We start from the raw sequence: 21345 nt of genomic DNA, 5'->3' as shown, positions 1-21345 counted from the left end.
ACCCGCTACGGCGGACATTTAATAACTAACAATAAATCGGAGAGTCCTGTGGATACACTAAAAAAGCGCCCCCTTAGACGCCGTCATTTACTGGCTACGGCCGTAACTGGCGCATTAAGTCTTTTGGGTGCGGCAAGCGCGTTGGCGCAAGTTAATATTCTAGAAAATTCAGACTTTGAGACCGGTGAATTCCCCTGGGAAAATAGCATTGGCTGGGGAGGTGTGACCTCTGCATTTACCGCTCAAGTAGAGAATGGCGAGTACTGCCTAAATGTGACCGACCCGGGAGGTGGCGGGTGGCATGTTACCTTGCGTCAAGCTGGGTTGGATATAGCGGCAGATGCCGAATATACGTACGAGTTTGCCGTTCACTCTTCTGCTTCGGGCAGCGTATTCGTTCAATTTGATCAAGGTAGTGAGGAGAATTACAACCTCGACAATGCGGGAGCAGCCCACAGTGTTGGTGGCACTAGTGTTGTATCGGGCACATTTGATCCGAGCAGCGATTACTCGGGTGTAGAGTTTGTGTTGCAGATGGGAGGAACCCGTTTGTCACCGGGAACAGAAATCTGCTTTGATGACTTTGTTCTAAATTGTTCTACGTGCGAGCCCGAAGAGCCGAAGGCACCCGCCTTGCTTGTACACGTCAATCAAGCGGGCTATCTGCCAGAGCTTGAAAAGGTCGCGTCTTATGCAGTTCCTTTAGCTGCAGTCAATAAGTCTACACCTAGAGTATGGCGGTTATTGGAAGGCTCGCGTGAAGAAGTGACAGCGGGTACCGCTACTGAAGTGGCCACCGGTTCTACGTCAGCCGTTGGTGAAGATAGTGCTTCGGGCGACTACTTGCATACGATAGATTTTTCCGGCGTTGGGGCGACGGGCCCGGCGTTTGTATTGGAAATTTTAGAGGGGGCGGAACAACACTTCAGCCCCAGTTTCGCCATACAGAGCGATGTGTATAGCGCAATGAAATATGATGCCCTAGCTTATTTTTATCACAATAGGGCGGGCAGTGCGGTGGACGCCAGTTTGGTGGGCGCTGATCTGGCGCGTGCGGCTGGGCACGAGTACGACAACAACCTTGACACTAAAGGCTGTGTCGACAATAGCTTTGAGTGTCGCACGGGCGTAGATGCTGGTGGCGGTTGGTACGATGCCGGTGACCACGGAAAATACGTCGTTAACGGCGGTATTTCTGTTTGGACTATGTTGAACCAGTACGAGCGCGCACTGCACTTAGGTGCGAATGCGGGTGACTTCGCTGACGGCACTATGGCTATACCTGAGGCGGGTAACGGTACCGCGGATATCCTCGACGAGGCTCGCTATGAAATTGAGTGGATGCTTAAAATGCAAATCCCGGCAGGTTATGAAAATGCTGGTATGGTGTATCACAAGTTGCATGATGACAGTTGGACTGCTAGCGCCTTTAACCCCGCCACTGCCACAGCCTCAGCTAATCCTAGGCATATTTGGGCACCATCGACTGCGGCAACATTAAATTTTGCGGCTATCGGGGCACAGTGTTATCGCGTCTACAAAGATATCGATACCGCTTTTGCCAATGAGTGTTTAAGTAAGGCCAAGACGGCGTATGACGCAGCGCAAAACACTGCGTATTTGCGCGCACCTTATACCAGCCCGTCTGGTGATGGTGGTGGTCAATATGAAGACTTGCCTGGAGATCGTACCGCGGCCAGTGCAAGCTATGTTCAAGATGAGTTTTACTGGGCGGCTACGGAACTCTATATTGCTGCCAATATTGATTCGGGTACCGATGCCAGTGGTTATGCGGCTGATATGACAGCGGCCACCAGTTTGCATCTGCAGTTGCCAAGTGCGGACCCTCAAACCAGTATGACCTGGGCCCATGTGTCGGGTTTAGGGGTTATGTCTTTGGCAACAGCGGGTGAAACTGCAGGGGTGGACAGCACCTGGATCAGCCAAGCTCGCACTGCAATTACTAATCGCGCAGACACCTATGTGGCCGCCAGTGAGGGCGAAGGCTACGGTGTACCTTTCAATGTGGATACGGTTTATTGGGGATCCAACTCTAATGTTCTCAATAATGCGTTGGTTATGGGACTTGCCCGCGACTTTACCGGTTGCACTACGGATGCTTATCTGGAAACCATGAATCGTGCGATGGGCTACCTGATGGGACACAACCCTATGGGCACAGCTTATGTTACAGGTTATGGCGAGAAGTCCGTGCAAAACCCGCATCACCGCTACTGGTCTAACAGCCAGAATAGCAGCTTTCCTACACCACCACCGGGTGTGCTGGTGGGCGGGCCTAACGCTGGCATGGAAGATCCTATTGCCTTAGCGCTATTGGATGGGTGCTCCCCATTAAAGTGTTATGTCGATGAACTGGAGGCTTACTCAACCAACGAAATCACCATTAACTGGAATACGCCTTTGGCCTGGGTGAGCGCCTATTTGGACGAAGCTGCTAGCGGAGCTTTACCGCAAGCCTGCGGTGGTTTAGTGGCCGAAGACGCGGCACTGGATATCGGTGAGGCCAGCAGCGGTACGCTAGACTTGGCAACGATTAACAACGCTCAGGCCGGCGATACGTTTGTCATTGTCGAGCCTCCCGAGTTTGGTACGGCAACCATAGATGCCAATGGCGTGTTGACCTATAGTGTCGATGTTGTGAGCGGCGTGGATACATTAACCTATGAATTCCAGCGCGGAACCGATGTATCTACCGAGGGGACGATTTCCATAACGACCTCGAGCGCTTCACCATTAAGTTGCACTTGGCAGGTCGTGCAGGATGTCGATGCCTATAACAGTCACTGGAATGCTGAGGTGCTGCTGGAAAATAATACTGCTCAGGATGTTAACGGATGGGAGCTGGCAATAACTGTTGGTGCGGATAGCGCCTTGGGGAGTGAGTGGTACCAAGTGCCCGGCTATACATTGTCCAGCGGCAGTGTAACGTCAGGTGGGGTTTGGTCGGTGGTAGACAGTGGCTGGAACGGGTCTATCCCCGCCGGCGGCAATATGACATTAACCGTGACTGGCTACGACCCTACCGTAAAACACTGGGAGCCGGGCTTTAATGGTTACACTCCTGCTAACATCACAAGTATTGGTGGTGATTGTGGCACTCCTGCTGAGAAAACTGTCGATATCATTAGTTTGGAAGGTGGTGAAAACGGCGCGTTTACGGGCGACGATTTCGTAACGCTCAGCTGGTTTAATAACAGTGGACAGGACCTTCACATACTGGATGAGCAAGGCAATCGTTTAGACCTGACGGCTCGGGACGACGGTGTGTGGATTATTCCACAGGGCAACTGGACGCGAATGGAAGCCCGTGTGCACCGGTTGCGCGAACTTACCTCATTAGATATGTCGCCCGGTACGCATACCTGGACGGTTGCATCCGATACAGGTTTGGCAAGCGAAACCAGTGACCCTGTGAGTATTACCATTTCCGGAGATCCGGTATTGCGTTGCGATGTTGGAGTGCAAACTCGTTACAGTGACGGCGACTGGTTGGGTTCGTTCTCGGTTACTAACACCAGTGACCAGGCCGTGACTGACTGGAGTTTAGTTCTGGAGTGGCCGAGTGAAGATTATCTGGAAGCGCCAGCTGCTATTCAGAATGTATTTTCCAGCACTCAGTACAACGTGGTGCAAGAGGAAACGTGGCGTTACCGCCTTGAGTCTAATGGTGTAGCAATAGCTCCCGGAGCCACCCTGAGCGATGTCTACCATGGGCATGTTTGGTCTGGCAGTGACAGCTGGGCGATTTCCGACCCTGTGGTAATCGCAGAACCCGGTGGCAATAACTGTTATTGATCCAATGATGGCAGGCCATAGTGGCCTGCCATTGTTAGAGGGATGCGGCCAGTGGTTTTAACACCGTCTGGCCACTTTTACGCTCTTGTAATCGCAGGGCATAAGCGCTCAGCGTATCGGACTGGGCAACAATGTTCAGGCACGGTGGCGATTCAAAGTTGTAGGCCAGCATAGGCGCTAACATAATGTCGGCCATGGAAAATCGATTTCCCACTAAATACTCATTGTGTCCAAGTTGCGTTTCTACCACGCTCAGTGCGTGCTCGGCGGCCGGGCGATTAGATTCAATCACGTCATAGCGCACACTACCGTCGTCCCCCTTGGGTAATACCAATTCCAGCATATATTGCTTTACGACGTAAAAGTCGATGTATTGCGTGATCAAGGAACACCATTGTTCGATTTGCGCCTTTTCAAAGTTGTTTGTTCCCTGCAGAGTGGACGGGCCAAATTCGTTATCCAGGTAGCGAATAATACAGGCCGTTTCCGATAGGTGGCGATCGCCGTGTATCAGTACGGGAATCTTGCCGAAGGGGTGAAGGTCCATATGTGGGTCGCTTTTCATGGCAATGGGGAGGCCGTCCTTGCTCATGTCCAATGTATACGCCAACTGTTTTTCCTCACAAGCCAATGCTACAGATCGTGCAAAGGTGCTAAAGCCTACGCCAATGATATGAATTGAATCGCTCACTGTTCTCTCCTTATGGGTTTTGCATACATACTAAAATCATTTAAAATATGTTCAACAACATATTTAAGGTTTTATTATGGCGTGGCAAAAAGAGCACAAACAGCAATCCCGGCAGAATATCGTCGAGGCGGCGGCCAGTTTATTCACCGAGCTTGGTTTTGATCATGTATCCATTGATGACGTGATGTTGGCGGCGGGATTGACGCGAGGAGCCTTTTACGCGCACTTTAACTCCAAGTCTGAGCTCTACGCTGAGGCTATTTCGCATGCTGCCCGGTGCGCGCGGGATCGCGTTATGCATGGGCTACAGGAAGGGCCCAGTGTTGCGGATATTGCCACCCGGTATTTAATGCTGAGCCATGCCGAGGGTAAAACCACCCGTTGTCCGTTGGCTTTTCTAACCTCAGATATTCATCAGCGCGATGAGCAAGTGCGCGATGCCTATACGCAAGTGTTGAAAGGATTTATCGCAGCGGTAAGGGCAACGTCGGCCAAAGGCGACCCCGACAAAGAAATACGTAATGCAGTATTAATGATTGGAGGTTTGGCTCTGGCGCGGGCCATTAATGAGCCCGAACTTCAGGAGCGTGTGTTACAGGCTTGCCGTGACGGTGTGTTCTGAGCGGCGATTATCTGTCAGTGGTCCAGTCTTCAGTGTTCAGTGTATAGCGAATATGATCTATCCATTCACCGTACAGATCTTCTGCGTTGAGAATTTTATAACGCTGACGAAAATGTAAACGCTCGGCTATGGCGCGACTTTTTCCGTTGCCCTCGGCCGTGTTTAAATGCAGTTGGCGCAAGCCGATATCCCTAAAGGCAATTGTTATTAATCGCTCTACGCAGCGCGTCATAATGCCTTGCCCGCAGTGTGCTTCAGCCAGCCAGTAGCCAATATTGGCGCTTTGTTTGTTTTGCTCAATCGCATCCAGTGAACAGATCCCAATTAGCTCTTGTTGCAGTGTAATGGCGAAGGTGTATGCCGCGCCTGATTGGCTTTCATTGCGGGTGAGTCCAATAAAGTGCTCCGAATCGGTCAGTTGCGTCGCATCATCCAGCCAAGGCAGCCACTGACGCAGGTGCAAGCGATTGCGGTCAATTTGAGTGAACAACATTGGAGCGTCATCGGCTTGCAATAGCCGCATGACCAATTCATCACTTAGCGCTATAGCGTTGTCAGAAATCATATCTCGGTATAGGTTCTCTCTACTGGGTTGCCATATTTAATCACAATTGATCATTGGTTTGCCCGAAGCTCAGCCCGCCTGTGCCTTTTTGCCCTGTTTAACTGTTACTGACAGCCAAAACATCAATCGGCAACAAGGAGAATGGTAATGGTGATTAATCGGGGTGGGTACAGAGCTCTGGCGTATAGGCTGCTGTTCATGCTATTGGCACATTCGGCACTAGGTGAAGAGTCGCCAGGTGCCGGAAAACTGGTTTTCAGTAATGGCGACGCAGCGGCGCATGTAGCGAGCGATGTAACAATGCGTGTGCAGGGCATGCACGCGGAGGTTGTGGTGGAGCAGGAGTTTCACAACACTTCGCAGCGCTGGTTAAATGCGACTTATGTCTATCCGTTGGCTGAAGACAGTGTGGTGTATCGTCTAACGATGCAGATAGGGCAGCGTGTTATTGAGGGCGAAATTAAGGAAAAAGAGGAGGCCCGAAAAATATATCAGCAGGCAAAGGCTGCGGGGAAAAAGGCAACATTACTGGAGCAGCAGCGTCCCAACTTATTCCGACAGCAAATTGCCAATATTGGTCCGGGTGAGTCAATTAAAATAGCCATTCGCTATAACCAACAAGTGCTGTACGACTCGGGAGAGTTTCGTTTGCGCCTGCCGATGACGTTGACACCACGCTATATTCCGGGTGTAACTCGCAAAGAGTTAGTGCCAGAGGCGCGCCTGTCGAGCGGTAGTGCTGGCTGGGCGTTGGCAACGGATCAGGTGTGGGACGCCGCCACCATTACGCCACCCCAAAAACATGCCACCGCTGGGCAATTGTTGAACCCCGTTACGCTGGATTTACAGTTAAACGCGGGTATGGAGTTGGCCAGTGTTACCAGTAGTACTCATAAGCTCGACATCAGTGTGCCAGAGCAGGGGGCAGCGGGGGAGCGCAGTATTCGCTTTGCCCAAGGGCAGGTAAGTATGGATAGGGATTTTGAGCTGACGTGGCTGCCCGTGGCGAGTAGCGCTCCGATAGCGGCGCAGTTTATGGATCAGTGGCGCGGCGATCGGTATGCGCAAATTATGCTGATGCCACCGCGAGAAATAACGCCGACACAAGCCTTACCACGCGAGCTATTGCTAGTGCTCGATACGTCGGGCTCCATGGCTGGTCAATCCATTGAGCAGGCGCGCGCCAGTGCACAGCTCGCCCTCGAGCAACTGGGCCCACAGGATCGGTTTAATGTGATCTTTTTTGACAGTCATACACGCTCGGTATTTCCCACTGCTGTATCGGCTCTGCCTGAAAATATAGCGAAAGCGGCGAGCGCGGTTAGTGCTATGCGTGCGCAAGGTGGTACCGAGATGCATGACGCGCTCTCTCGAGCGTTTGCGCATGAGGCCGGCGAGCAGCATTTGCAGCAAATTGTATTTGTCACGGATGGCAGTGTGGGCAATGAGGCAGCGCTGCTCAAATTAATACATCGGCGTCTGGCAGGTGCCCGGCTCTTTACCGTTGCCATAGGAAGCGCGCCCAATCGATATTTTATGCGTCGCGCCGCGGAGTTTGGTCGCGGTACCTTCACCGAAATTGCCAACGCTGGGCAAGTGCAAGAGCGTATGCGAAGCTTGCTGAGTAAACTTCGTAAACCAGTGGTGGCCAATATCGAAATTGACTGGCCGCAACCGGTGGAAGTTTTTCCGCGCAAAGTGCCGGATTTGTACTGGGGTGAACCTTTGCTTATGACCGTGAAGTTAGCGCCCTGGCCAAGCCGGTCGGATCAACGCATAGTGATTCGTGGCGAAAGCTCTGGTGCTGCCTGGGTGCGAGAACTGGTGTTACCGGAACCCGCGCAAAGCCCGGGAGACGTTGATGTACCAATACTGGCGCGACGTTTTGGTCGGGAACAAGTGGCATTTTTAGAAGATGAGGCGATTAGATTGGATGCGCGAGATCAGGCCCGCGCGAAAATATTGCCCGTGGCGCTGGAGTACCAATTGATGTCTCGGTTTACCAGTTTGGTGGCCGTGGATAAAACACCCACGAAGCCAGATTCTATCCCTAGCGCAGAGCATGCCTTGGTGAATGCAATGCCGGCGGGTTCCACAATGCAGGCGGTGGGTTACCCGCAGACGGCGACCAATCTCTACTGGCACTTTTTGCTCGGTTGCTTGGCTGCACTGGGGTTGTGGTTGCTTAACCGCAAGGAGGTGACCTGTGCCTAAGAAGAATTCAGATCGCCAGCCCTTGCCATTGCGCCACTCAGGTCGCCTAATGCTGTCAGCAGTCTTGCTGTTGGTACTGCTCTATCAGTGGGGCAGCGCGTTGGGGATTGAGGTTAAAGCTCAGCTGGCGCAAGTATTGATCGAACGAGCCTGGCAGCAAAAGTTAGACGCACCTGGTGTAACAGCGCGCCCCTGGCCTTGGGCCGATACCGAACCGGTCGGCCGACTGCAGTGGCTCGATAAAGAGGGGCGGGTCGAGCGAGATTTGTTTGTCCTGTCGGGTACCCATGGCGAGGCGTTGGCGTTTGGGCCGGGGTTAATGGATGGCTCCTTTGCTGATGCCAGGGTTATCGGAGGCCACCGCGACACGCATTTTGCTTTCTTGCGTGACCTGCGCGACGGTGATCGTTTGCGCTGGCAGGACGAAAATGGCCATTGGCGCAGCTATATGATTAGCAAACGCAGTATTGCCGATGCGCGTAACAACCAGCTATGGATTGATCCAGACGCTGACGCCCTGTGGCTGGTTACTTGCTTTCCGTTCGATGCGCTGCGGGCGGGTGGTCCGCTGCGTTATGTAGTACGTGCCGATAGCATTGATGCGTACGCCGAGCGGCAAGAATTAGCAGGGGTACGCTTGTAACGACTATTACAAAGTGTGTCGCTTAACGTCCTTGGGCTAAGAGTGGCTGGGTCAGCTCGGGTATAATAGAAGGTTGCGGGTGCTCTAAGACGATGATCTGTGTATTCGGATCTTTAATGTGCGCAATTGCATCAGAAAAATATTCGTCGAGCAATCGGTCTAGTGTGCCATCGCGCCTGACGATTGCCAAACCATCCGCGACGCGTTTGGCCAGCAATGGGTGTTGCCCACTGACTTGAAACACCATGGCATGCGGATAATAGATCACGTTCTGTGGGGCGATGCTCAATGCATCTCGCATGTTACTTGCGGCGAGCTCTGCCGGCGCTTCAACCACGCCAAAAAATACTGTGTCAAATCGTCCGTAACTTAACATGCTAAGGAGGTTTTCATAGCGTCCGCTGTCATCGACGGAAAATTTGTTATGGCGCAAAACTTTGGCGTCCGCCCAGCGGTTGCCTTGGCCCACCACAAGCTCGCGCAATTCGGACTGCTGAACGGCCAGGGCAAAGCGCTCTTGATCATCTGCCCGAATAATGGCAGATCGGTAGCCCATAAGACCTTTCATGGTGGGGGTGGGCACCACTACAATTTCGCCACTGTCGGTATACGCATCCTCGCGCAAGCCCGAGACGTAAATGTTTGCGTGTTGGCCATTGGCGACCACTTGTCGCCCGCGTTCCGCCCCTAGGTGCTCGTTATTTACCCACAAGTCGTAAGGAGGGTAGCGATCGGCAGTTTTTATCAATATCTGCTGAAGCAGCGCATGCTCATAAGCTGTACGGCCACTTTTGCCGCCCCATAGAGTCACCTGCATAACGTCCTTATCGGTTGTTTGAGTGGTGTTGGCGAGCGCTGGCCAGCTAAGACAAAGCGAAGCTGTGGCGAGATAAAGTAAAATGTGTCTCAAAAACATAGATCGCACTAATTATATTGCTGTGGGGCCAACGACAAGTGACAGAGTTGGCTCTAGGCATATATTTCATTATTGTGACCCTGTTATAGCCCTTCTGGAAAGCGCTGGCAAGTAGTTATTGATAACGGTTTCATTGCTGTTTCGCGGGTTTTTGTATTTTGCGTTATGAGTGCAGTCGGCGAAGCGCTTGGTATGAAAAGTGTATAATTAGTGCGTATTTGAATCAGCGAGTCGCGGAAAAGGAAAACCAGAATGCCAGCACGCCGAAAACTCGAAGGCCTTCAATTGGCCAGCGCATTGCGCGACAGCCTGGGCGGTGAAGGTTACGGCGTCGATAAGCTGCGCGGCGATTTGCTGGCGGGCTTGACCGTTGGCATTTCGGCCATTCCATTGTCCATGGCTCTCGCAATTGCGATCGGTATCCCTCCCGAGCACGGGCTGTACACGTCGCTGGTGGCGGGCCTCATTATGGCACTGTTTGGCGGGTCGCGTTACAGCATCTCGGGCCCAACCGCGGCCTTTGTGGTGATATTGCAACCCATTGTGCAGCAGTATGGTCTTTCGGGGCTGTTGCTGACGACGCTCATGTCTGCATGTATAGCGTTAATAATGGCTGTGGCGAAATTCGGCCGGATTGTTACTTACATCCCGAATACCGTCACCTTTGGTTTTACCGTCGGAATTGCTGTCATTATTGCGACGTTGCAGTTACCTGATTTACTCGGTTTACAGCTGACAGAGCCTTTGCCTGATTTTTTCTTCGCTAAGATTTGGACGATTTTGGCCGCTGTAGGTTCGCTAGATTGGCCTAGCCTATTGATAACTGTCCTCTCTTTTTCCGTGATGCTGGCATGGCCCAAGCTGAAAGTACCGGTGCCGGCACATCTGGTGACCATTATTGTCGCAACTGCAGCTGTTTTCGCATTGCGAGAGAGCGGTGTGGTGGTTGCCACCATTGGCAGTAGTTTTGAATACACCGCGCCTGACGGCGGTGCCGGGGCAGGCATTCCCAATTTTTTGCCTGCGTTTGAGCTTCCCTGGCATAACAGTAGTGGTGCGCCCTGGACGCTGGAGCTTGTGAGTACATTGTTGCCCGAGGCGCTAACCATTGCTCTTCTTGGCGCGATCGAAGCTTTGCTGTGTGCGGTGATGTTAGAGCGTTTGACGGGCGCCCGGTATCACGCCAATGCCGAATTATTTGGCCATGGCCTGGGTAATTTAATAGCGCCGTTTTTTGGCGGCTTTAGTGCGGCGCCGGAGCTGGCGCGATCGACTACTAATTACCGCGCTGGAGCGCGCACACCCATTGCCGCTATTGTTCACGCTGGCGTTATAGCCGCCACGTTAATTTGGGCAGAGCCCTATTTGCAGCACTTACCCATGGCATGCATGGCGACTTTAGTGATTATTGTCGCCTGGCGCATGTGTCACGGGCGACAGATTTTGTCGACAATACGTACAGCCCCTATGGCTGATGTTTTGGTGTTTTTTGTTTGCTTTTCGTTGACTCTCATGGTGGATATGGTAGTTGCCATTGGCAGCGCCGTAGTGATTGCCGCATTTTTGTTTATGCGCGATATTGCCGAGATGACCAAAGTTCGTGACATTACAAAGTTGCTTAAACATGTCCCGAGACCTTTGCCCGACGGCTGGCGAGTCGTAAAAATATCTGGCCCGATGTTCTTTGCCGCCGCCGATAAAATTTTTAACGAGCTCGAAGACATGGCGGAAAATCAAAATGGCCTGGTGTTGCACATGGATGGGGTCCCCTTGCTAGATGCCGGTGGTTTAGACGGCTTAACGAGCTTTATCAAGCGATGCAAAAAGCTCGGCGTAGAATTGATACTCTCGGACATTCAGTTTCAACCGTTGCGCGCAATGGTGAAGGCCGAAATTAAGCCTGAAAATGGCAATTTCGTGGTTTATGCGACGCTCGCGGACGCACTTGATGCGGTTTTGGATAAGTCATCCGAGGTGCCACCTACGTGTTAGCAGGCAAGGGGTTTTACAATGGATCTGCTAGAGCAAGACGCTGAAGAAATTTTGGTAAAGCTAATTGATGCGGACCCTTTACGTTGTCGGGCACTGGAGGTTTTGTTTCGGTTGAAGTTGCCTCAGGGGTGTATTGCAGCGGGCTTTGTGCGCAATTTGGTGTGGGACTATTTGCACAAAAAGACATCGCCCACTGAGCTGTCGGACATTGATGTAATTTACTTTGATGCCGCCAACAATTGTTCCCAGTACGACCACGCCATAGAAGAAAATTGCAAAGTCTTAATGCCCGAAGTGAACTGGCAGGTGCGTAATCAAGCGCGCATGCATGTCCGTAATGGTGATCCCGCCTACACCAGCGCAGTGGATGCGATGGCTTATTGGCCGGAAAAAGAAACCGCCGTTGCAGTTATTCGCAACCAAACCTGGGGGCTGGATTTCTTTTCGCCCTTCGATCAGCCGTTAAGGGGATTATTTGCAGGCTGTATTCATTGGAATGCTGTGCGAGATAAATCGGTTTTTCAGCAAAGGCTACGGGACAAACGTTGGTTGCAGCACTGGCCTAATTTGAGCGTGGTCGAGTCGATATAGATGAAAAAGGGCCCGGTTGTGAACCGGGCTAAACAAATATACAGGCGCTGTCGCTTAGCTCATTGCCCTTAACATGCCCCTTTTTTTAATCAGGTCAATAGTTGCCACAACGGCGTAGCCCAACAAGCCTATGGTGAACCACGTCGCTGGAAAGACGAACTGTTTCGCCGTTTCTTCGTGGCCAATAATAATGCTTACAGGCGCATCCCATTGGCTAATGATGCCAAGAATTATTAAAGTGGGAATATGTAATGCCAACTCGATTAAGGCTTTGGGCCGAGTCCAGTAAGGTGATACCAACTTGACTGCGGCGAGCAGTGCGCTGGTGAACATCAACGCGGTAATCCAGGGCAGTAGATTGTGCCAACCATCGGCAAATACCAGTTCGATAGGGTTGTCTCCCAAACTCTGCGGAATAACGCGGTTAATCCAGGCAATAAAATAAGTCAGTACCACGAGCTCTATCGCGGTTCCTGTACGACTGATGTAGGCGCCCTGCGCAGTCACCTTAGGCAGAGAGTCTGGCTTCCAGTTTTTAAAAATATCGGCTCGATTAATGGATTCGCCGAATAGATAAAAAATTAGAGTTAACCAAGCAAAACCATACAAGCTGCCGTTCAAGGTGCCCCACGTTATTTGCGGCAAAAGCTGCCACAAATTCAGCGAGGATACTTGCGCTGCTTGAATAACGCCAACACACACCTGCGCGATGGCAATAGCCATAACCATCCAGCGCAACAGCTGTGCGTATATCGGGAAGAGGCTTTCGCTGATTAGCGAGGGACGCGGCAAAAAGTCGGCCGCTACCAGTAACGGGTGCCCGCGCTCTTGCAGCAGCTGCTGAACCTCGTCGTCGGTTAGGTCGCGCTCCAGTGTTTCGGCGCGGTAGTCACACTCATCTTGTAGGTCACTGAGCAGCTCGTCTGCGACATCGTTGCGTACTTTGGGTGGTAAGTGTGATTTTACCGCGTATGCGTACCTTTCTAGCCATTGATTACTCATTGTGTGTCCTCCGCTAAATTTGTTAGCGCTTGATTTAAATGCCGCCATTCGCGCTCCATGGTGATTCGCGCCGTTTGGCCATTGTCCGATAATTGATACACCCGACGCTTGCGTCCCTCTTGCACTTGCCAATCGCTGGTGAGCAATTGCTGGCTCTCCAATCGCCGTAGCAGGGGGTAGAGAGTGCCTTCGTCAACATCCAGACCGTTTTGCTCCAGGTGGCGGCGCAGTGAGTAGCCATAGTGTGATGTCACCATCGATTCCAGTACCGCCATTATCAATACGCCCCGCCGTAGCTCCATGGTGAGCTTGTTCAGACGTTCGTGTTCTTCTGTCACTGCTTTAACCTCATACTGTGTGTTGCACAGTATATACTATGTACCGCACAGTATGGTTTGTCAAGTAGTGCAAGTTTGCGGGTGAGGTGGCGCATTTCTGTCATGCAACTAAGGTATTATTAAGCTGCAAACCGTAAATGGAGTGAACCATGAAGAAGTTGATGATTGTATTGTTGTTGCCGTTGCTGGCGGTGGCCTGTTCTAAGCATGACCCGTTGCATGAATCTATGGAGTCTATGGGGGATTCTTTTAAAGCGATGCGCGAGAGCGATGACCTAGTTGAGGTGCAAGCGCAGTGGCAATCTTTCAAAGAGGCTCTTGATATAGCGCAGGCGCAAACTATGGGGCCTGAAGAGCAGGCTGATTTTGAGCACGGGATGCAGGAGCTGGCCGAACTTACTCAGGCGTTAGACGCAGCACTTGCGGCTAAAGACTTAGCGGCTGCTAAGGCCAGTTTGAAGAAGTTAGGCGAGGTGCGTAAGGAATATCACGATAAGCTTAAGGTCGATTAAGTACGGCCCTTACTTCGAAGCGAGCGGCGTTTTGACGGCGTGCGCTTTGAATTGAGCGAACACCTTTTGCCCGACACTCAGCGCCAATTCACTCGCCGATTTTTTAGTAATCAGCGAGTAAAGCACCAAGTCCCCCCAACTCAAGGTGACCAATGCGCTGTTGTTTTCAACTGTGCGGATTCCCCTCACCGTGACCTCCAGCGTGTTGGCGATACTTGATGGCCCGGGGCGGTGTTGGGCCAGTGACACGTCGTGTGCATCAATACTGACCCGCTGGGTTTCAGTATTAAGTGGCCCCGTCTCGATGCTGTGACCGGCAATATAAAGCTGGCCCCCGTGATCCAGTTTATCGACTGGCCATAGGGCTGCCGCTTGCTCCGGGTGCAAGTTGACTCGTTGCTGTTGAGCGCGTTCGATATCTATCAGTGTCTGCTCGGTCCAGCCGTAGTAATAATCGCAAGTGGCCGCCATATCGCACCATTGGTGGCTGACCAGCCAAGCCGTTAGGCTGCGCTGTTGGGCGGCACGCTTTACCGCTGCTAGTACCTCGTTGGCGGCGCGCTTATCCAAAGCGGATACTGGCTCGTCCAATAACAATATATGTTTAGCCGAAAGCAGTGCGCTTAGCAGAGCGACCCGTTGCCGTTCGCCGCCAGAAAGCACGGTGGTATTGCGCTTGAGGAGAGGGACAACACCGAGTTCGTCAGCAAGATCCATCCAGGCGCGGCGGCGATGTCTTTCGGCAATCGCTTGCACTTGTCGTTCTACCGGTTGGTTAGGCCACAGCATGGCCCCTTGTGCGGCCCAGCCAATACCGCGTAAGGGCGGCGCAGATTGCAGGAGGTTATGCCCGTCGCACGTGAGTTCGCCTTGGCGGGTTGTCATCAAATGTTGTAGGAGTGAGGTTTTACCGCAACCTGAGGGTCCATCAATGCCAACCCAGCTGCCGTTAGGCCAATGAAAACAGTGTTTGCCGGCCTTAAGTGCCCACATGAATAGGACCTCGTGTGCGCTGCCAGCGGTATAAAGCAAATAGTATTAACCATGACACTGCTACCAATGCACCGGCTATTGTGTGCGCACTGGTGTAGTTTAGGGATTCGACTTCATCGTAAAGAAGCACTGATAAAACCTGTGTCTCGCCCGGTATATTGCCGCCGATCATTAAAATCACACCGAACTCACCTACCGTATGGGCAAAGCCCAAAGCGGTAGCCGTTACCAGCGCGTAGCCACAACAGGGCAAGATTATATGGCGAAACAGACCAATACTGTTCAGTCCCTGTGAGCGCCCAAGCAGAATAAGCTGCGGATCGAGCTGGCGGAAGCTGGCGGTAAGCGGTTGCGCGACAAATGGCAGGGAATATACACAAGAGCCCAATACCAGCCCTGTGAAGCTGAAAGCCAGCCCCTGATCAAAAAACTGGCCCAACATGCCGGTAGGACTCAATAGCAGTAACAGATAAAAGCCCAATACGGTCGGTGGTAAAATCAACGGTAGAGCAATAGCGGCCTCAAGAACATTGCGAAACCAGCTGGTGCGGCCGCGCGCTAACCACCATGCCAGCGGTGTACACACCAACAGCAAGATCAATGTTGTGACAAACGCGAGCCTGCAGGTAACCCATATGGCGTCAATCATGGTGTCGTCGATTCTTGAGATTCTGGTGCAATATAGCTGTGATTGCGAATCATACCCTGAGCTTGATCACTCAGCAAAAACTCAACGAATTGTTTGGCGGGGTTGGTCGGGTTTATCAATACGCCAGCTTGCGGCAAATTAGGTGCCGTTTCGATAGCATACCAGTGCAGGCCGGAAGCTAACCGTTCAAAACTCGCGGCTATTAAGCCACAAGGCGCGTTGCCCGAGACCACTGTTTGTAACGCGCCGGCGACGGATCCCGTCTGCACAATTTGCGCCGTTACGGCTGGCTCTTGTCGTTGCAACCATTGCCAGGCGGCGCGCCCGTAAGGCGCTGTTTTAATATTGGCCAGTGCCAGTCTTGCGCTGCTGTGCAGCGCATTGGATAGGGAGTCGTGCGCATTAATGCAGCCGAGTTTGAGTTGACCCTGAGCGTATACAAAGGGTTTTTCGCTAAGTTGTTGGTGGTATAGGTGCAGTGGAAGATCGGCATCCGCCGAAAGAAATACATCAAACGGTGCGCCAGAGAGTATTTGCTGAGTCAGTACGCCGGAAGGTCCACCGGAGATGAGTAATTTTGTTTTCTGGGTGCGCTGCCAAAGTGGGAGCAGCGCTTCGAGGGTAGGTTTGAAATTGCTTGCCACCGCGATCTTAACGACATTGTCTGCGTGAACGGAGACGCTTGTAACAAGTAAGAAACAGAAAAACAAAAAACGCACAATAGCTCCTTAATCAGAACGCGGGGTGAACGCCTGAATGATTGCCAGATTAATGACTGGCAAGTGGGGCTATTGTGCCATAAACGATGCGGGTTAGGCCGCGTTGTGCTTGGAAGTCTTGGCTTTTTCTGATTTCTCTCGGCGAGCGGCCAAAGGCTCGACCTTTTTCTGCTTCTCGTACAAAAAGCGCAATACCGAGCTGCGGTAGTGGTTGTAGCTGGCGTTATCGGCCAACGCCAACCGGTCGCGTGGTCTTTCTAGATCAATATCGAGAATTTCGCCAATGGTGGCTTCGGGGCCGTTGGTCATCATTACAATGCGGTCGGATAAAAGCACGGCCTCATCCACATCATGGGTAATCATAATTACCGTGTTGCCGAGATCGGCTTGTATTTCCATCAGTGAGTCTTGCAAGTGGGCGCGGGTCAGCGCATCCAGCGCGCCAAAAGGTTCGTCCATGAGTAGCACTTGCGGCTCCATGGCCAGCGCGCGGGCAATACCGACGCGTTGCTTCATGCCGCCTGAAATTTCGTCGGGTTTCTTGTGCATGGCGTGACTCATTTGCACCAGCTCGAGATTGTGTTCAATCCAATCGCGCATCTCGGCGCGGCTTTTTTGCCGGCCAAACACGCGTTTCACGGCCAGTTCAACATTCTGATAGGCCGACAACCAAGGTAGCAGTGAATGATTCTGGAAAACGACGGCGCGCTCTGGCCCCGGCTCATTGACTTCCCGGCCATTTAGTACAACGCCGCCGGTAGTTGCTTGGTAAAGTCCGGCTACAATATTCAGAACCGTAGACTTACCACAGCCCGAGTGGCCAATAAGTGATACGAATTCGCCTTCCTTAATTTTCAAGTCAACATTTTTGAGGGCACAAAATGACCCCTTCGGTGTAGGGAAGCTGATGCCAACTTGAGTAAGTTCCAAATGTACTTTGCTCATAATAATCTCCGTGGTGGACAACAGGCGCGTTAACGCACTACCGCTGATTTATCCCAATTAACCCAGCTTTGAATAAGCAGCAGGGCACGATCCAGTAAGAAGCCGATAAAGCCAATCATCAACACGGCAACACAAATTCTACCCAGAGAGTTGGATGAACCGTTTTGAAATTCATCCCATACAAACTTACCAAGCCCTGGGTTTTGAGCCAGCATCTCAGCTGCAATCAAAACCATCCAGGCTATGCCCAGCGATAAACGCAGACCGGTGAACATCATCGGGATAGAGGACGGAAGAACAATGGTCTTCACATGGGTAAACCAGCCTAGCCGCAGTACCCGACTTACGTTCTGTAGGTCTTGATTGATGCTGGCGACACCAACCGCGGTGTTAATCATGGTGGGCCAAAGACAGCACAAGGTAACCGTAACGACCGAAGTAATGAAGGACTTTGCGACTATCGGGTCGTCAGTGACGTAAACTGCACTCACTACCATGGTGACAAGAGGCAGCCACGCCAAAGGCGAAACTGGTTTAAAAATTTGAATAATCGGATTGAGGGCACGGTAAACCGTGTTACTCAAACCAATACAGATTCCCAATGGAATAGCAATAAACGTTGCCAGCAAAAAACCCGTCATTACGGTAACTAAACTGGTAATGATTTGATCGAAAAAAGTAGGGCGGCGGTTAAAGTCACGCCAGCGTACTTCCGCATCCGGATTTTTTTCCAGTTTCTTGGCATTGCGATCTTCCTGGCGTTGGTAAAAAGCCGCTTCGCGATCATTTTCACTTAGGTGTTCAGAGCGCAAATTGCTCCATTGTTCGTGCACCTCAGCAGGCCCCGGAAACTGTCCGAGTGAGGTGTCCACTTGTTTGGCGCCAATATGCCACACGCCTAAAAACAGCACCAGACCTACCATGGGGATTAGAATGGCCTTGGCTAAGGCCTGCCACTGGGCAACCCCAAAGCTGGTGCGTTGCCATTTTTGCCGAATCAATATGGCTGGATTCATAATCTGGTCCTCGGAAGAAAAAATGGCGCCGCTGTACGGCGCCCTAGTCGATGTCGCCATCGAATGTTGAATACAAATTACAATGCGTCAGTCGCTTTTAAGCCGATGGTCAGCTTCTCAAGATACGCGTTAGGCTTGCTACCGTCATAGGTGATGCCGTCAATGAAATCTGGCTGCGGCCCTTTAAATCCAGTTTCGCTGGCGAACGCCGGGAACTCTGAGGATTTCATTTCGCCGTCTTCAATCAAAGCTTTCGCGGCCACGGCATAGATGTCTGGGCGGTAAACTTTTTTGGCGGTTTCAAAATACCAGGTGTCGTCTTTGTGATCTGAGATTTGACCCCAACGGCGCATTTGCGTGAGATACCAAATCGCATCCGAGTAGTAAGGGTAAGTCGCGTTGTAACGGAAGAACACGTTAAAGTCCGGCACTGAACGCTTGTCGCCTTTCTCGTATTCAAATGTGCCCGTCATAGAGTTGGCAATAACTTCTGCGTCGGCGCCAACGTAGTAAGGCTTAGCCAAAATCTCTACCGCTTCCGGACGGTTAGCGTTGTCGTTTTCATCCAACCATTTGGCGGCGCGAATAAGAGCTTTGGTTAAGCGAACGGTAGTGTTGGGGTATTTTTCCGCAAACTCTGCCGTAATGCCAAATACTTTTTCTGGGTTGTTCTTCCAGATTTCGTAGTCAGTAATAACCGGCACACCAATACCTTTAAATACAGCTTGCTGGTTCCAGGGTTCGCCCACGCAGTAACCGTAAATAGTGCCGGCTTCCATAGTTGAAGGCATTTGCGGTGGTGGCGTTACACTGAGCAGTGCGTCCGCTTGCAATTGACCTGACGTGTCACCTTTGTGTGGAGCGTAGAAGCCCGGGTGAATGCCGCCGGCTGCGAGCCAGTAGCGAAGCTCATAGTTGTGGGTTGAAACAGGAAATACCATGCCTAAATTGAAAGGCTTGCCTTCTTGTTTGTATTTTTCAACCACAGGTTTTAAAGCGTCTGCCTTGATTGGATGGACAGGTTTGCCGTCGGCTTGCTTGGGAATGTGTGGCTTCATTTGCTCCCAGATGTCGTTGGAAACCGTAATGCCGTTGCCGTTTAGATCCATCGAAAACGGGGTGATAATATGAGCCTTAGTGCCGAAACCAATCGTCGCTGCCAGCGGCTGTCCTGCCAGCATATGGGCGCCGTCAAGTTCGCCGGTAATGACTCGATCCAATAAAACCTTCCAGTTTGCTTGCGCTTCCAGTTCAACAAAAAGCCCTTCGTCTTCGAAGTATCCGTTTTCTAGCGCGATCGCCAATGGCGCCATGTCGGTAAGTTTAATGAAGCCGAACTTTAGGTCTTCTTTTTCGGGCGCGCCAACGGCCATTGCGTGCGCAGAAACACATAAAGCCGCAGTACCAAGAATGACGTTCTTGAAAGGCTTAAGCCAGCGGCCCAGTCCTTTTGCTTTGTTTTTCATTGTCGGTCGATTTCCCATAGTCAATCTCCTAATTCCCAAGGGTGTTTAATTTGATTCGTTAGCGGCACTTGGGCGGTAGCGATTTGGCTCCGTCATTTTGTAAGTTTGTTTGCTCGTGCCGGTTCCGAGATAAATGTTTTCCGTCGTTTGTTTTGAAAAACTTTTTATCAAAGTTCCCTTGGGTAGTTTCAAAGGCCGTGCCAATATTGTGTTTGCCCGAAACCGTGCAGAATTTAGTGGTAATGCCATTGAATTCTGGGCCTAATCAACCCTTATGCACATTTCTGAATCACTTCAAAAATTGTGATGCATGAAAAAGGGCGCTCGTTGTGCAATTTTTTGCAGAGATTTTGGTGGTGCATTGGTGCAATTGGCGTGCGCGGGGGTGCATTACGGTGCGCCAAGTCTGAAATTTCCAGTGCTATTCGTTGTCAAAGGCTATACTTAGCAAGAGTGATGGAGGTCGGGCAATGAAGGCAAAACAGCCACTGCGCTTAATTGTTTCGACTGGCAGGCTTTTGACGGGTCTGCTGGTGGCCTCGGTCTTTGCCGGTTGCAGCAGTACGGGGGAGCTAGTTTCCGCCACCGTGGCCACGGCGCCGCAACAACATATTGATATGGCCCTTTCGGGTGACGCTTTAGTGGTCGATCTGCAGGCGGTTTCTGTTGAGCCTGCCGGTCAATTGTTAGATCTGACGCCTGCGATGCAGCGCTTCGCCGAGCGAAGTGTGGCCGGAAGAAGACACCAGGATCAAAAAGTGGAGGCTTTACATAAGGCGTTACTGCTGCCGGAATCTGCTGGTGGCATGAATATACGCTATCAAAGTGCAGCTACCCATAGTCCCAGAGATTCTTTTCGCTTGCGCGAAGCCAACTGTTTGGGCTTTTCACTGCTATTTGTGAGCTTGGCCCGGCACGTTGGGCTAGATGCGCAGGTAAACGATGTCACCATTCCGCCGACCTGGAACCTATCCGATAACAGGGTTCAGTTTATGCGCCATGTAAACACACGTGTGGATCTGAAGTTCAGCCGTGACGATATGATTATCGATCTGGACATGGAAAACTATCGCAGCTACTACCCGCAAAGAGCTATCGACGATAATGTGGCGATTGCCCAGTTCTACAATAACAGGGCTATGGTGTTACCGGCGAACCGAGATACGTTGGCGACACGTTTTGTCTATCTGCAGCGCGCGCTATCGCAAGCGCCTGAACAGAGCTATTTGTGGAATAATATGGCCGCTTTGTACTCGCGTGAGGGGCATTTTGAATTGGCCGAAGCGCTCTACCTCAGGGCTCTTGAGCTTAACCCTGAAGACCTAACCGCTATATTGAACTTAAGTGAGCTCTATCGTTACACCGGGCAACACTCTTTGCACCGCCAGTTGTCGGAGCTGGCAAGCCGGCATCGCGATAGAAACCCTTACTATCAGTATTTGCTTGCCTCAGAATTGTTTGATGATGCGTCCTATGAGTTGGCGGCTGTTAAAATAGAAACGGCGATTCGGCGCCAGCCCTATGAAAAGCGTTTTTACCGGCTGGCAGCGGACATTTATCAAAGCCTGGGAGATGAAAGCAAACATCGCTATGCGATAAGTCAATTGTAGCCCATGCTTTGCTAAACACGTCTCACCCATTAATACGTAGGAAAG

At 51.6% G+C, this 21345-nt stretch carries 19 protein-coding genes; 8 read left to right on the top strand and 11 right to left on the bottom strand.

The features are described from left to right. Positions 1 to 48: 48 nt before the first annotated feature. Positions 49 to 3816 carry a glycoside hydrolase family 9 protein gene (locus QWI17_RS13235; protein WP_302722989.1) on the top strand — a complete coding sequence of 1256 codons (3768 nt, stop codon included), beginning with the start codon at positions 49 to 51 and terminating at the stop codon, positions 3814 to 3816. Positions 3817 to 3850: 34 nt separating this feature from the next. Here the strand turns inward: QWI17_RS13235 and QWI17_RS13230 are convergent, their stop codons facing one another. Next, the gene (locus QWI17_RS13230) at positions 3851 to 4507 is read right to left on the bottom strand and encodes a glutathione S-transferase family protein (protein WP_302722988.1); all 657 of its coding nucleotides are present in this window, start codon (positions 4505 to 4507) and stop codon (positions 3851 to 3853) included. Between the two features lie 76 nt (positions 4508 to 4583). Between QWI17_RS13230 and QWI17_RS13225 the strand changes: the two genes are divergently transcribed. Beyond that, complete coding sequence (locus QWI17_RS13225) at positions 4584 to 5129, top strand: TetR/AcrR family transcriptional regulator (protein WP_302722987.1); 546 nt, start codon at positions 4584 to 4586, stop codon at positions 5127 to 5129. Positions 5130 to 5136: 7 nt separating this feature from the next. Here QWI17_RS13225 and QWI17_RS13220 read toward each other — a convergent pair whose 3' ends face one another. Next, on the bottom strand, positions 5137 to 5694 hold the full coding sequence (locus tag QWI17_RS13220; protein ID WP_302722986.1) for a GNAT family N-acetyltransferase: 558 nt from the start codon (positions 5692 to 5694) through the stop codon (positions 5137 to 5139). Between the two features lie 147 nt (positions 5695 to 5841). Between QWI17_RS13220 and QWI17_RS13215 the strand changes: the two genes are divergently transcribed. Both QWI17_RS13215 and QWI17_RS13210 read left to right on the top strand, forming a co-directional pair. Beyond that, complete coding sequence (locus tag QWI17_RS13215) at positions 5842 to 7908, top strand: marine proteobacterial sortase target protein (RefSeq protein ID WP_302722985.1); 2067 nt, start codon at positions 5842 to 5844, stop codon at positions 7906 to 7908. After that, the gene (locus QWI17_RS13210; RefSeq protein WP_302722984.1) at positions 7901 to 8551 is read left to right on the top strand and encodes a class GN sortase; all 651 of its coding nucleotides are present in this window, start codon (positions 7901 to 7903) and stop codon (positions 8549 to 8551) included. Before QWI17_RS13215 ends, QWI17_RS13210 begins: the two co-directional genes overlap by 8 nt. A gap of 22 nt (positions 8552 to 8573) precedes the next feature. On the opposite strand, the gene QWI17_RS13205 is transcribed toward QWI17_RS13210, so the two are convergent. Continuing rightward, complete coding sequence (locus QWI17_RS13205; RefSeq protein WP_302722983.1) at positions 8574 to 9467, bottom strand: transporter substrate-binding domain-containing protein; 894 nt, start codon at positions 9465 to 9467, stop codon at positions 8574 to 8576. Between the two features lie 252 nt (positions 9468 to 9719). Here QWI17_RS13205 and dauA point away from each other — a divergent pair, with 252 nt between their 5' ends. Together dauA and QWI17_RS13195 are read left to right on the top strand one after the other, a co-directional pair. After that, on the top strand, positions 9720 to 11459 hold the full coding sequence (gene dauA / locus QWI17_RS13200; RefSeq protein WP_302722982.1) for a C4-dicarboxylic acid transporter DauA: 1740 nt from the start codon (positions 9720 to 9722) through the stop codon (positions 11457 to 11459). A gap of 18 nt (positions 11460 to 11477) precedes the next feature. Continuing rightward, positions 11478 to 12050, top strand: a complete 573-nt coding sequence (locus tag QWI17_RS13195) for a nucleotidyltransferase family protein (RefSeq protein WP_302722981.1) — start codon at positions 11478 to 11480, stop codon at positions 12048 to 12050. A gap of 54 nt (positions 12051 to 12104) precedes the next feature. Here QWI17_RS13195 and QWI17_RS13190 read toward each other — a convergent pair whose 3' ends face one another. Then, positions 12105 to 13052, bottom strand: a complete 948-nt coding sequence (locus QWI17_RS13190; RefSeq protein ID WP_302722980.1) for a hypothetical protein — start codon at positions 13050 to 13052, stop codon at positions 12105 to 12107. Continuing rightward, the gene (locus QWI17_RS13185) at positions 13049 to 13390 is read right to left on the bottom strand and encodes a PadR family transcriptional regulator (protein WP_302722979.1); all 342 of its coding nucleotides are present in this window, start codon (positions 13388 to 13390) and stop codon (positions 13049 to 13051) included. Before QWI17_RS13185 ends, QWI17_RS13190 begins: the two co-directional genes overlap by 4 nt. Before the next feature lie 149 nt (positions 13391 to 13539). Between QWI17_RS13185 and QWI17_RS13180 the strand changes: the two genes are divergently transcribed. After that, positions 13540 to 13902, top strand: a complete 363-nt coding sequence (locus tag QWI17_RS13180; protein ID WP_302722978.1) for a cytochrome b562 — start codon at positions 13540 to 13542, stop codon at positions 13900 to 13902. Between the two features lie 9 nt (positions 13903 to 13911). On the opposite strand, the gene QWI17_RS13175 is transcribed toward QWI17_RS13180, so the two are convergent. The 6 genes from QWI17_RS13175 to QWI17_RS13150 form a co-directional block, all read right to left on the bottom strand. Further along, positions 13912 to 14895, bottom strand: coding sequence for an ATP-binding cassette domain-containing protein (locus QWI17_RS13175; RefSeq protein WP_302722977.1), 984 nt, complete (start codon positions 14893 to 14895; stop codon positions 13912 to 13914). After that, positions 14882 to 15544: a molybdate ABC transporter permease subunit gene (gene modB / locus QWI17_RS13170; protein ID WP_302722976.1), complete on the bottom strand. Its 663-nt coding sequence runs from the start codon at positions 15542 to 15544 to the stop codon at positions 14882 to 14884. The genes QWI17_RS13175 and modB overlap by 14 nt, the downstream gene beginning before the upstream one ends. Next, on the bottom strand, positions 15541 to 16263 hold the full coding sequence (gene modA / locus QWI17_RS13165; protein ID WP_302722975.1) for a molybdate ABC transporter substrate-binding protein: 723 nt from the start codon (positions 16261 to 16263) through the stop codon (positions 15541 to 15543). Before modA ends, modB begins: the two co-directional genes overlap by 4 nt. 93 nt (positions 16264 to 16356) lie before the next feature. Continuing rightward, positions 16357 to 17208 (bottom strand): ABC transporter ATP-binding protein, encoded by an 852-nt coding sequence (locus tag QWI17_RS13160; RefSeq protein ID WP_302722974.1) that lies wholly within the window; start codon positions 17206 to 17208, stop codon positions 16357 to 16359. A 29-nt stretch (positions 17209 to 17237) separates the two neighbouring features. Beyond that, complete coding sequence (locus QWI17_RS13155; RefSeq protein ID WP_302722973.1) at positions 17238 to 18224, bottom strand: ABC transporter permease; 987 nt, start codon at positions 18222 to 18224, stop codon at positions 17238 to 17240. 77 nt (positions 18225 to 18301) lie between these two features. Further along, positions 18302 to 19597 carry a CmpA/NrtA family ABC transporter substrate-binding protein gene (locus tag QWI17_RS13150; protein ID WP_302723086.1) on the bottom strand — a complete coding sequence of 432 codons (1296 nt, stop codon included), beginning with the start codon at positions 19595 to 19597 and terminating at the stop codon, positions 18302 to 18304. A 563-nt stretch (positions 19598 to 20160) separates the two neighbouring features. Here QWI17_RS13150 and QWI17_RS13145 point away from each other — a divergent pair. Next, complete coding sequence (locus QWI17_RS13145) at positions 20161 to 21300, top strand: hypothetical protein (RefSeq protein ID WP_302722972.1); 1140 nt, start codon at positions 20161 to 20163, stop codon at positions 21298 to 21300. Positions 21301 to 21345: the final 45 nt, after the last annotated feature.

The sequence above is a fragment of the Gilvimarinus gilvus genome (genome assembly GCF_030518155.1).
GTDB lineage: Bacteria > Pseudomonadota > Gammaproteobacteria > Pseudomonadales > Cellvibrionaceae > Gilvimarinus > Gilvimarinus gilvus.
This window is presented reverse-complemented; position numbering and strand designations above follow the sequence as displayed.

Excerpts from the sequence above, each read along its gene's own strand:
- QWI17_RS13160 (WP_302722974.1), bottom strand. The coding sequence starts at position 17,208 with ATGAGCAAAGTACATTTGGAACTTACTCAAGTTGGCATCAGCTTCCCT.
- QWI17_RS13145 (WP_302722972.1), top strand. The coding sequence starts at position 20,161 with ATGAAGGCAAAACAGCCACTGCGCTTAATTGTTTCGACTGGCAGGCTT.
- QWI17_RS13190 (WP_302722980.1), bottom strand. The coding sequence starts at position 13,052 with ATGAGTAATCAATGGCTAGAAAGGTACGCATACGCGGTAAAATCACAC.
- QWI17_RS13215 (WP_302722985.1), top strand. The coding sequence starts at position 5,842 with ATGGTGATTAATCGGGGTGGGTACAGAGCTCTGGCGTATAGGCTGCTG.
- QWI17_RS13195 (WP_302722981.1), top strand. The coding sequence starts at position 11,478 with ATGGATCTGCTAGAGCAAGACGCTGAAGAAATTTTGGTAAAGCTAATT.
- modB (WP_302722976.1), bottom strand. The coding sequence starts at position 15,544 with ATGATTGACGCCATATGGGTTACCTGCAGGCTCGCGTTTGTCACAACA.
- QWI17_RS13205 (WP_302722983.1), bottom strand. The coding sequence starts at position 9,467 with ATGTTTTTGAGACACATTTTACTTTATCTCGCCACAGCTTCGCTTTGT.
- QWI17_RS13150 (WP_302723086.1), bottom strand. The coding sequence starts at position 19,597 with ATGGCCGTTGGCGCGCCCGAAAAAGAAGACCTAAAGTTCGGCTTCATT.
- QWI17_RS13220 (WP_302722986.1), bottom strand. The coding sequence starts at position 5,694 with ATGATTTCTGACAACGCTATAGCGCTAAGTGATGAATTGGTCATGCGG.
- QWI17_RS13175 (WP_302722977.1), bottom strand. The coding sequence starts at position 14,895 with ATGTGGGCACTTAAGGCCGGCAAACACTGTTTTCATTGGCCTAACGGC.
- QWI17_RS13180 (WP_302722978.1), top strand. The coding sequence starts at position 13,540 with ATGAAGAAGTTGATGATTGTATTGTTGTTGCCGTTGCTGGCGGTGGCC.
- QWI17_RS13155 (WP_302722973.1), bottom strand. The coding sequence starts at position 18,224 with ATGAATCCAGCCATATTGATTCGGCAAAAATGGCAACGCACCAGCTTT.
- QWI17_RS13225 (WP_302722987.1), top strand. The coding sequence starts at position 4,584 with ATGGCGTGGCAAAAAGAGCACAAACAGCAATCCCGGCAGAATATCGTC.
- dauA (WP_302722982.1), top strand. The coding sequence starts at position 9,720 with ATGCCAGCACGCCGAAAACTCGAAGGCCTTCAATTGGCCAGCGCATTG.